At 73.5% G+C, this 10,646-nt stretch carries 10 protein-coding genes; 3 read left to right on the top strand and 7 right to left on the bottom strand.

What is annotated here, in order from left to right; translation table 11 throughout:
• Positions 1-81: 81 nt before the first annotated feature.
• Positions 82-906: a DUF3152 domain-containing protein gene (locus KZX45_RS20195; RefSeq protein WP_248256727.1), complete on the bottom strand. Its 825-nt coding sequence runs from the start codon at positions 904-906 to the stop codon at positions 82-84.
• Positions 907-1,125: 219 nt separating this feature from the next.
• Between KZX45_RS20195 and KZX45_RS05710 the strand changes: the two genes are divergently transcribed.
• Positions 1,126-1,350, top strand: coding sequence for a DUF3107 domain-containing protein (locus tag KZX45_RS05710; RefSeq protein ID WP_248256726.1), 225 nt, complete (start codon positions 1,126-1,128; stop codon positions 1,348-1,350).
• A gap of 40 nt (positions 1,351-1,390) precedes the next feature.
• Here KZX45_RS05710 and KZX45_RS05705 read toward each other — a convergent pair whose 3' ends face one another.
• Entirely contained in the window at positions 1,391-2,074 is a 684-nt protein-coding gene (locus KZX45_RS05705; protein WP_248256725.1) for a ferritin-like fold-containing protein, read from the bottom strand.
• A gap of 299 nt (positions 2,075-2,373) precedes the next feature.
• Between KZX45_RS05705 and KZX45_RS05700 the strand changes: the two genes are divergently transcribed.
• Complete coding sequence (locus tag KZX45_RS05700) at positions 2,374-3,945, top strand: DEAD/DEAH box helicase (RefSeq protein ID WP_248256724.1); 1,572 nt, start codon at positions 2,374-2,376, stop codon at positions 3,943-3,945.
• Positions 3,946-4,011: 66 nt separating this feature from the next.
• Here KZX45_RS05700 and KZX45_RS05695 read toward each other — a convergent pair whose 3' ends face one another.
• The 3 genes from KZX45_RS05695 to KZX45_RS05685 form a co-directional block, all read right to left on the bottom strand.
• Entirely contained in the window at positions 4,012-5,256 is a 1,245-nt protein-coding gene (locus tag KZX45_RS05695) for an aspartate aminotransferase family protein (protein WP_248256723.1), read from the bottom strand.
• A 72-nt stretch (positions 5,257-5,328) separates the two neighbouring features.
• Positions 5,329-5,952, bottom strand: a complete 624-nt coding sequence (locus KZX45_RS05690) for a MarC family protein (RefSeq protein ID WP_248256722.1) — start codon at positions 5,950-5,952, stop codon at positions 5,329-5,331.
• Positions 5,949-6,806 (bottom strand): PHP domain-containing protein, encoded by an 858-nt coding sequence (locus KZX45_RS05685; RefSeq protein ID WP_248256721.1) that lies wholly within the window; start codon positions 6,804-6,806, stop codon positions 5,949-5,951. The genes KZX45_RS05690 and KZX45_RS05685 overlap by 4 nt, the downstream gene beginning before the upstream one ends.
• 153 nt (positions 6,807-6,959) lie before the next feature.
• Between KZX45_RS05685 and KZX45_RS05680 the strand changes: the two genes are divergently transcribed.
• Complete coding sequence (locus tag KZX45_RS05680; RefSeq protein ID WP_248256720.1) at positions 6,960-8,552, top strand: aminopeptidase P family protein; 1,593 nt, start codon at positions 6,960-6,962, stop codon at positions 8,550-8,552.
• Between the two features lie 128 nt (positions 8,553-8,680).
• Here KZX45_RS05680 and KZX45_RS05675 read toward each other — a convergent pair whose 3' ends face one another.
• Complete coding sequence (locus KZX45_RS05675; protein WP_248256719.1) at positions 8,681-8,809, bottom strand: putative transporter small subunit; 129 nt, start codon at positions 8,807-8,809, stop codon at positions 8,681-8,683.
• Between the two features lie 22 nt (positions 8,810-8,831).
• A complete protein-coding gene (locus KZX45_RS05670) occupies positions 8,832-10,430 on the bottom strand; it encodes a sodium:solute symporter family protein (RefSeq protein ID WP_248256774.1) in 1,599 nt (532 codons plus the stop codon).
• Positions 10,431-10,646: the final 216 nt, after the last annotated feature.

Below are 10,646 nucleotides of genomic sequence, written 5' to 3'. Positions count from 1 at the left end.
TCACACCCCACCGACATCGGGCCGGAACGGCTCACGGGACGGTGGTCACTCGTCCCGGCGGACGTCCCGTCCGCTCCGGCCTCAGCCCGCGGGCCAGGCGTTCGGCAGGCAGCCGTCGAGCCGGATGGTCTGCTGCAGCATGATCGGGGCGGGCTCGCCCGGGACCGCGCAGCCCGTGTGCGGGTGGCCGAGCAGATGACCGACCTCGTGGTTCACGAGGTACTGGCGGTACTCGGTGATGTTGCCCCCGGCGTCGAGGAACGGGGCGGCGCCGTCTGACCAGCGTTCGGCGTTGAGCACCGCGCGCGCGTTGCGCCCGCAGGAGTACTCCCCCACCGTCCGCAGCGGCTGGCAGAGCTCGTCGGTCAGGTCGGGCGAGGCGAGGACGACGGAGATGTCGGTCGGCCCGTCGGTGCGGGAGAAGACGACCGTCCCGTCGTGGCCCCAGCCGCGCTCGTCGTTGAGGACCCGCATGACGAAGTCGGCGAAGGCCTCGCCGTCGACGGGCAGGCCCTCCTCGACCTGGACGCGCACGGGGCGCACGGTCGCGGCCTCGCGAGGTGCGTCCTCGGTGCCCGGCACGGTGACCAGCTCGCCCGACGCGCGCTGCGGCATCTCCTCGGTGGAGATCAGGCCGGCCCTGGCGCGTAGGGCCAGGCCGAGCTGCTCGACGGTGCGGGACAGCCACGGCAGCCCGACGGTGCCGAGGTCGACGGGCGTCCCCGCCTCGTCCTCGAGCACCTCCCGGGTCTCCTCCCGGTCCCGGTCCCGGGTCCCGTCGTAGGAGGTCGTCCCCCCTCCGCCGGACGGCGCCGCGCCCGCCGGCCCTGCCGCGAGCCCGAGCGGCAGCACGAAGGCGCCGAGGGCCACGAAGGCGGACGGGAGCAGACGCGATCGGGCACGCACGTGCCCATCTTCTCACCCCCGGCCCGCACCGGCCCCCGCGCAGCCACGCGGCGAGCCGCGGTCCCGCGGGACCCGGCAAGGAGAATTCGCCGTCAGCGCACCCGGCCGTCCGGGCGCGGCCGGCCCCTCACGGACGACCTACGATGGACGGAGCACACCGGACCCCCCGCGTCCGCCGAGTTGGCGCGGCGGTCCGACACCGCCCTACAGGAGGTAACAGTGGAGATCACCATCGGCGTGCGGAACGTCGCGCGAGAGATCAACCTCGAGTCCACGCAGAGCCCTGAGGAGGTCCTCGCCGCGGTGGACAAGGCACTCGCGGGGAGCACGTCGCTGGTTCTCCAGGACGAGAAGGGCCGGCACGTCGTCGTCCCGGCCGGGGCGCTCGGCTACGTCGAGCTCGGCCCCACCGAGCAGCGTCGCGTGGGCTTCGGCCTGGGCTGACCCGCCCCGACCGACCCCATCCCGGCTGGGCCGAGCGCCGTCAGGCCGTCAGGCCCAGCCGGTCCAGCCGCCGGGCGTGCCCGGCGGAGAGCTGCCGGCGCAGCGAACCGCCGTCGTCGCCGGGCTCGGCGGCGCCCTGACCTGCCGCGAAGGCCCACAGCCCGGGGTGCTCGGCGAGCACCCGCTGCGCGATGCCCAGGGCCTCACCGACGACGCGCCGGCCCCACAGCGCGAGGCGCGCGGAGAGCTGGGGCTCGGCGGCGACCACCGGCCCGAGCAGGGCGACGACGAAGTCCTCGTAGCCGCTGTCCGCGAGGACGTCGTCGAGCAGGGGGCGCCCGTCCGCGTCGACCGCACGCGAGAGCTCGCGCTGGAGGTCGCCCAGGACGCCGTGCGCCACGTACGTCCGGACCAGCCGCTCCCACCAGTCCCCCGGCGGGGTGCGGCGGTCGAAGTCCCGGAGCACCTCCAGGTACCCGGACATCGCCTCGTACAGGTCCGCGCCCTGCTCCCGGGCCACGCGCTCCAGGTGGTCCAGCGCGGCGAGCTCGCCCGCCGCCATCCGCGCGAGGGTCACCTGGACACGCAGGTCCGGCGCGTGCTCGGCGTCGGTGGCGAGCCGGGTGAATGCGGCGAGCTGGACGAACCCGTGGAGCCCCACCATCTCGACGACGCCGGACCGGCCGTGGGTCGTCTCGTGCAGGTCGTCATGGGTCCCGGGCATGGCCTCACCCTAGTGACCCGCCCTGTGCCGGCGGCCCCGGTCCGAGGTGCGGAACCGGGTGATCCCGCACGTGAGCGCTACCACGGACCTCCGCCCTGCCGCTCGAGGAGCCGACCCGCTACCCTGGAGAGGTACACGGTTGCCCGGTCGTCTCGTAGAAGCCCAAATCTGAGCCGCCACGCGCGGCGCGACATGATCACGATCGGCTACCACGAGCACGGCACGAAGGGCCTGCGCCCCGGCGAGCGAAGCCGGTGCGGTGCGGTTCCCGCGTGCCACGACCGACAAGGCACAACCACATGACCGACCTGCACACCACATCGGGCGTCCTGGACGCCGAGCTTCCCGCCGCCGTCGTCGTCGACGAGGGCACCGCCGACGTGAGCGACGACGTCTCCGTCGCCGACCTGAAGGAGAAGTCCTTCGCCGACTTCGGCGTCGAGGCGCCGATCGTCGAGGCCCTTCGCGACGTCGGCATCACCCACCCCTTCCCGATCCAGGCGCTGACCCTGCCGGTGGCGCTCGGCGGGCACGACATCATCGGCCAGGCCAAGACCGGCACGGGCAAGACCCTCGGCTTCGGCATCCCGCTCCTGCAGAATCTCGTCGGCCCCGGCGAGGACGGCTGGGAGAACCTTGAGGCGCCCGGCAAGCCGCAGGCGCTGGTCATCGTGCCGACCCGCGAGCTCGCCAAGCAGGTCGCCGAGGACCTCACCACGGCCGCGCGCCGGCGGAACGTGCGCATCGTCCAGGTCTACGGCGGCCGGGCCTACGAGCCGCAGATCGACGCGCTGCAGAAGGGCGTCGAGGTCGTCGTGGGCACCCCGGGCCGCATGATCGACCTGCTCAAGCAGCACATCCTCGACCTGTCCCACGTGCGCAGCGTCGTCCTCGACGAGGCCGACGAGATGCTCGACCTGGGCTTCCTGCCCGACGTCGAGACGCTGCTCTCCCGCACGCCCGCCACGCGGCGCACCATGCTTTTCTCGGCCACCATGCCCGGCGCCGTCGTCGCGATGGCCCGCCGGTACATGACGCGCCCGACGCACATCCGCGCCCAGGACCCCGACGACCAGGGCGCCACGGTCAAGAACACCCGCCAGGTGGTCTACCGCGCGCACGCCCTGAACAAGGTCGAGATGCTCTCGCGCATCCTCCAGGCGGAGGGCCGCGGGCTGACCATCGTCTTCACCCGCACCAAGCGCACGGCGGCCCGCGTGGCCGAGGACCTCGCCGAGCGCGGCTTCGCGTCCGGCGCGATCCACGGTGACCTCGGCCAGGGTGCCCGTGAGCAGGCGCTCCGTGCGTTCCGCTCCGGCAAGATCGACGTCCTCGTCGCCACCGACGTCGCGGCCCGCGGCATCGACGTCGACGACGTCACGCACGTGGTCAACTACCAGTGCCCCGAGGACGAGAAGATCTATCTGCACCGCATCGGCCGCACCGGCCGCGCGGGCAACACCGGCACGGCCGTGACGTTCGTCGACTGGGACGATATGCCGCGCTGGTCCCTCATCAACAGGCAGCTGAACCTCGGCGCGGCCGAGCCGGTGGAGACGTACCACACGTCGCCGCACCTCTACGCCGACCTCAGCATCCCCGAGGGCACCACGGGCCGCCTGCCCCGCGGCGCCCGCACCCGCGCCGGCCTCGAGGCCGAGGAGGTCGAGGACCTCGGCGAGACCGGCAAGCGCCACGGCGGCTCCGGTCACGCGAACGGCCGCGACGGCGGACGCGGCGGTCGCGCCCACGACGGGAGCCGGCCGCGCTCCGAGGGCGCACGCACGCACGACGGCGAGGGCGAGCGGCCCCGTCGGCGTCCCCGGCGCCGCACCCGCGGCGGCAAGCCCGCCGAGGACACGCAGAACTGATCCGACGACGACGGCCGGGCGGGAGGGATCCCGCCCGGCCGTCGTCGTCCCGGACGGCGCCGCCGGTCAGACCGCGACGGCGACCCGGTCCAGCGCCCGCCGGACGGCCCCGGCCAGCTCGACCACCTGCTCGTCCGTCATGACGAACGCGGGCGAGACCTGCAGGGCGCCCGCCCCCACCACGCGGGTGGCGACCCCCTCCTGACGCAGGGCCAGCACCGCCGTCGGCGCCTGCGCCGGGTCGGTGAGCTGCACGGCGGCGACGGCGCCCGTGCCCGCCCGCACCTCGGCCACGAGGTCGTGCCCGGCCAGGGGACGGAGCTCGCGGGCGAGGGTCGCCTCGAGCCGGGCCGCCTCGTCGAGCAGCCCCTCCCGCTCGACGATGTCCAGGTTCGCCAGCGCGACGGCGGCCGCCGTGGCATGGCCGGAGTACGTGTACCCGTGGCGCAGCCAGGTGCCGGGCTCTCGGAAGAACGGCTCCGCCACGCGCGGCGCGACCAGGACCGCCCCCATCGGCAGGTACCCGGAGGTGAGGCCCTTGGCGGTGGTGACCAGGTCCGGCTCGAGGCCGTACCGCGTCGAGGCGAACCAGGACCCGCCGATGCGGCCGTAGCCGGTGACCACCTCGTCGGCGACGAACAGCACGTCGTACTCCGTGCAGGCCTTGCGCACCTCGGTGAGGTACCCCTCCGGCGGGGCGTAGACGCCGCCGGCGCCGATGACCGGCTCGCAGAAGAACGCGGCGACCCGGTCCGGCCCGACCTCCTCGAACGCCGCCCGGAGCGCGTCCACGGAGTCCCACTCGACGGAGCGCGTCCGCGGGCCAAGGTCGCCGTAGCCCTCGCGGTTGCCGGGGATGCCCGCGAGCGCCGTCCCCGCGTAGTGCATGCCGTGGTACGCCTTCTGCCGCCCCACCATGACGGTCTTCTCCGGCCGGCCGGCCTCCACCCAGTAGCGGCGGGCGAGCTTGGCGGCGGTCTCCACGGAGTCGGACCCGCCGGAGGTGAGGAACACGCGGCTGCCCGCCACCGGAGCGATGCCGGCGAGCCGCTCGGCCAGGTCGTTCGTCGGGCGGGTCGCGTTGTCCCCGAAGTTCGAGTAGGCGGCGAGCGTGGACATCTGCCGGGCGGCCGCCTCGGCGAGCTCCGTCCGGCCGTGCCCGACGTTGGTGTACCAGAGCCCGGCCGTGGCGTCGAGGTACCGCTTCCCGGCCTCGTCGAAGACGTACGCGCCCTCCCCGCGGGCGAGGACGAACTCACCGTCGCGCTCGACGGCGGCCATGTCGGAGAACGGGTGCCACAGCGCGCCCATGTCGGTCCTTTCGTCGGGTGCGGATGCCGCGCACCATACCGGCACCGTCCGACACCGGGAATCTCGGGCCGGTCAGAACCTCTGGTCGATGAACGCGAAGACGGCGTCCGCCATGAGCTGCACGGCGATCGCGGCGAGCAGCAGACCGGCGAGCCGGGTGACCAGGGTGGTGCCGCCGTCGCCGAGGACGCGGTGGATGACGCCGGCGAACCGCATGGACAGCCAGAGCACCACGTGGATCGCGACGAGCGCGACGGCGATCGCCGTCCACGCGGGGACGGAGCGGTCCGACTCCTCCACCGCGAGCATCGCGGCCACGATCGCCCCGGGACCGGCCAGCAGCGGCGTGCCCAGGGGCACGAGGGCGACGTTGACCCCGCTGCCCGACGGTCTCGGCTCCTCGGACTTGCCCGTGAGGAGCTCCATCGCGACGAGCAGCAGCAGCAGGCCGCCGGAGAGCTGCAGCGCCGGCACGGAGATGTGCAGGAAATTGAGGATGTACTGCCCGAAGAGCGTGAAGACCAGGATGACGCCGAACGCGACGACGGTCGCCTGCCGCGCCGCGGTGCGGCGCTGCCTCGCCGTCATCGTGGAGGTTAGCGCGAGGAACACGGGCACGGTGCCGGGCGGGTCCATGATGACGAACAGCGTGAAGAAGGTCGTCGACATCAGGGTCAGGTCGATGAGCTCGTTCACGGCCGGACCACCGGCAGGTGCCCCTCCTCCTCGATCTTCGCGAGCACCGCGGGGCTCGTGGTGCGCTCGCCGAGCACGTTGGGCTTGCCGTCGCCGTGGTAGTCGCTCGACCCGGTCCGCTCGAGGCCGAGCCGGGCGGCGAGCGCCTCCAGCTCCGCGGCCGCGGCCGGGGTGTGGTCGCGGTGGTCGATCTCGAGGGCGAACAGGCCTGCGTCGGCCATGGCCTCGATGACGGCGTCGGCGACCACGCGTCCGCGCACGCCGGCGCGCGGGTGCGCCATCACCGGCACCCCGCCGGCGGCGCGCACCATCGCGACGGCCGCGACGGCGTCGGGCGCGTGGTAGGGCACGTAGTACGGCCCGCGCACGGACAGGACCGTGTCGAAGCAGGTCGACCGGTCCGGCATCGCCCCGACGGCCACCAGGGCGTCGGCGATGTGCGGACGGCCGATGGTGGCGCCGTCGGCGGCCTGCGCCTGCACCAGCTCCCAGGTGATCGGGTAGTCCTCCGCGAGGCGGGCGACCATGGTCCTCGCACGGTCCAGGCGCGAGCGGCGCGAGCGCTCCATCTCCTCCGCGAGCGTCGGCTCGGCGGGGTCGTGCAGGTAGCTGAGGAGGTGGACGGAGACGCCCCGGTGCTGGGTGGAGATCTCGGCGCCGCGCAGCAGCGCCACCCCGGTGCCGGCGACGGCGGAGGTCGCCTCGTCCCACCCGCGCACCGAGTCGTGGTCGGTGAGGCCGACGACGTCGAGCCCCGCCCGGGCGGCGGCCCGCAGGACGTCCGAGGGGCTGTCGGTGCCGTCGGACTCCACGGAGTGGGTGTGCGGGTCGATGCGCGTCTCATCTGCTGACACAGGGGCCAGGGTACGGCTTCGGGACACCGGTTCCGGACCGGCGTCGCTCGCGCCCCGCCGCCCGCCGCGGTCTCCCCGCACGCCGTCGTCGCCCGGCGTGCCGGCGGAGGTCCGCGACGACGACGGACCGCGCGCGGGTGGGAGGATGGCGCCATGACCGAGTCGAAGAGAACCGAGGAGCAGCCGCTGAGCGAGCGCGGCTCCAACCGCTCGCAACGTCCCTCCAGCCAGGCGTTCCGTGCGTTCGTCGCCGACGGCTGGGGCCCGCGCCCCGACGCGCTGCCGGAGCGCTCCCCCGCCGCCGGCCACGCCGCCGCCCGCCGCGCCGCGCTCGGCCGGCGGTTCCCGGGCGAGCGGCTCGTGATCCCGGCCGGGCAGCTCGTCACCCGCAACAACGACAACGACTACCGCTTCCGCCCGCACTCGGCGTTCGCGCACCTCACCGGCCTCGGCACGGACCAGGAGCCGGACGCCGTGCTGGTCCTCCATCCCCTGGACGCGGCCGGCGCGGGGCCCGCGGGGGCGGCCGAGGGGGGTGCCGGCGCCGAGGGCGCCGCGGCCGGGAGCGACGACGCCGCCCCCACCCACGAGGCCGTCCTGTACTTCCGGCCCCGCGCGGGCCGGGACACCGAGGAGTTCTACGCGGACTCCCGCTACGGCGAGCTGTGGGTCGGGGTCCGCCCGTCGCTGGAGGAGATCTCCGCGCAGACTGGTCTGCGCGCCGAGCACATCGACACGCTCGGCGACGCGCTCGCCAAGGACGTCGGCGCCGGGCAGGTCCAGGTGCGGGTGGTCCCGCAGTCGGACGCCGCGGTCGAGGGCCGGGTGGCCACGGTGCGTGAGCAGTCCGGGCTGACGCAGGGCGCCGCCGAGGCGGACGCCGCCCTCGCGGAGGCGCTGTCGGAGCTGCGGCTGCGCAAGGACCCCTTCGAGATCGCCGAGGTGCGTGCCGCCGTCGCCGCCACGGCGAAGGGCTTCGAGGACATCGTGCGCAACCTGCCCCGCGCCGTCGAGCACCCGCGGGGCGAGCGCGTCATCGAGGGCGTCTTCGGGGCCCGGGCGCGCGAGGAGGGCAACGGTCTGGGCTACGACACCATCGCCGCGGCCGGCAACCACGGGAACACGCTGCACTGGATCGGCAACGACGGCGCCGTGCGCCCGGGCGAGCTCGTCCTGATCGACGCCGGCGTGGAGGTCGACTCCCTCTACACGGCGGACGTCACGCGCACCCTCCCCGTCGACGGGGTTTTCACCGACGCCCAGCGCCGGGTCTACGAGGTGGTCCTGGAGGCCGCCGACGCCTCCTTCGCCCGCGCCGGCCGGCCCGGCGCGAAGTTCCGGGACCTGCACGCCGCCGCCATGGAGGTCATCGCCACCCGGCTCGCCGAGTGGGGGATGCTGCCCGGCAGCGCCGAGGAGTCGCTCGCGCCGGAGGGCCAGTACCACCGGCGCTGGATGGTCCACGGCACCAGCCACCACCTGGGCCTCGACGTCCACGACTGCGCGCAGGCCCGCCGCGAGATGTACCTCGACGCGGACCTGGAGCCGGGGATGATCTTCACGATCGAGCCGGGCCTGTACTTCCGCGAGGACGACCTGAAGGTGCCCGAGGAGCTGCGCGGCATCGCGGTCCGGATCGAGGACGACATCCTGGTGCGCGAGGACGGCTCGGTGGAGAACCTCTCGGCGGCGCTGCCCCGCACGCCCGAGGAGATCGAGGTCTGGATGGCACGCCTGCGCGCCTGAGGCGACCGACCGTCGGCCCGCCCCCGACGACGGTCCCCGGAACCGGTCGTCGGAGACTGTCCCCGGAGACGTGCAGGGCCCCGGAACCGCTCGCGCGGTGCCGGGGCCCTGCTGCTCGGGACGCGACGTCAGATGACGTCGCGGCCCTCGACGTGCGCCTGGTGCACGTCCTTGGCGAAGCCGCGGGCGATCACGCCCATGATCACCAGGACCGTGACGGGCCACACCAGGACGTAGGCGCTCAGCACACCCTCCATGTTTCCTCCTTCGGTCGGTTGTTCAGTCGCTGACGGCCGCACCGGCGCGGACCTGCGCGGCCTGCGGCTCGCGGTCGAAGTCACCGGTGCGCTGCTTGATGAGCTCGAAGTCGAACGACTCCTGGCTCCGGAACGACATGAGGTAGCAGACGAGCGTGCTCACGGCGTACGCCAGCAGCGAGGAGCTGAGCGTGGCGTACTCGTGCAGGGCGCCGAGCGCGAAGGGAGCCGCGGCGACGACGGCGACCACCCCAACGACCTTGGCGACCCTGAGCCCGAAGAACCCGAACGCCATGAGCCCGACGACGACGCCGATCCCGATGACGGCGAGGACGTCCACCACGAGGCCGGCCACGCCGTCGAGCGGGACGAGCCCGAAACGCACCGGCAGGAACGCGGCAAGGGCGGCGACGACTCCCGCCGTGAAGGCCCGGTTGGTGACCTTCTTCCAGTAGAAGCTCGCGATGACCGGGAAGACGAGCGCCCCCCACAGGGCTCCGACGAAGACGAGCAGGTCGAGGATGCTCAGCCGCATGCTGGCGAAGGCGACCGCCAGGGCGGTGGCGACGACCATCGTCACGCGGCCCACCAGCAGCATCGTCCGCGGGTCGGCCTTCCCCTTGCCGGCGACGGTCTGGCCGTAGACGTCGGCCATCATGATCGACGACAGCGCAGAAAGGTCCGAGTCGGCGGTGGAGGACAGCGCCCCGATGATCATCACGAAGAACACGGCGAGCAGCACCGGCGGCAGGAACGTGGCGGCCATCTGCGGGACCAGGTTGTTCGGGTCCCCGCCCATCGGCTCGATGCCGAGGTAGAGCGCCAGGACGCCGAGCATGCCGACGCCGATCACCATCGCGCCGTAGCCGATCGTGGCCGTGACGAAGGTGGGCCTGATGAGGTCCTCGCGCACCGCGAACAGCCGCTGGGCGATGGTCTGGTTGCCGATGGCGTAGGCCAGGACCGCGGCGATGTACGGCGCCCCCTGGTTCATGAACGCCTCCGAGGAGAAGAAGCTCCCCTGCTGCGCGGTGAGGTTGTCCGCGCCGGCGGTGAACGAGGTCGGGAAGCCGGCGGCGAAGAAGATCGCCGGCACGATCACCGCGACGGCGCCGAGCATCGCCATGACCTGCGCGAAGTCCGTCATCACCGACGCGCGGAAGCCGGACCACAGCGTGTACAGCAGCACCCCGCCCGCCACGATGATCACGCCCTGCATGAAGGTGAGCGGGGAGAGCAGGGAGATGAGCGCACCACCCGCGATGAAGTTCGACATCAGCGAGATCACCGACCCGACCACGTTCGAGCCGGCGAGCATGAGCTGGCTGGAGCGCCCGTGCCGGGCGTACATCACCTCGGCGAGGGTGTGCGCCTTGGGGGCGACCGCTCTGATGCGCCTGCCGAAGGGGTAGATGAACAGGATCATCAGGGCGCCCCACAGCCCGTAGTGGATCGGCCCCGAGACGCCGTAGGTGTACCCGGACGTGGCCGAGGCGTACATCGACGACGCCCAGATCCACGTGGCCGTCATGCTGGCGGCCGAGATGCCGAAGCCGACCTTGTTCCCCGCCGTCATGTACGCGTCGGCGTCCTCCTCCTTCTTGCCGATCCTCGTCGACATGAGAAAGGTGCCCCCGTAGAACGCCACCAGGAGCACCACCACGACTCCGACGCCGAGCTGAGCGAGTTCCGCACCCTGCACGCGCGCCACCTCCTTCTCTCGATCCGTTCGGTCACGGCGGGAGGGAGGGAGCCGAATGCCCTCGTGCCCCGCGCACCGTGGGACCGGCACGCGCGGGAGCACAGCCCGCCGCGCGCCGGCTACCGGCGCGCTGCA

The sequence above is a fragment of the Georgenia sp. EYE_87 genome, from assembly GCF_023148685.1.
Taxonomy (GTDB): Bacteria; Actinomycetota; Actinomycetes; order Actinomycetales; family Actinomycetaceae; genus Georgenia.
The sequence above is the reverse complement of the archived record's forward strand: the minus strand, read 5'-3'. Positions and strand labels throughout refer to the sequence as shown.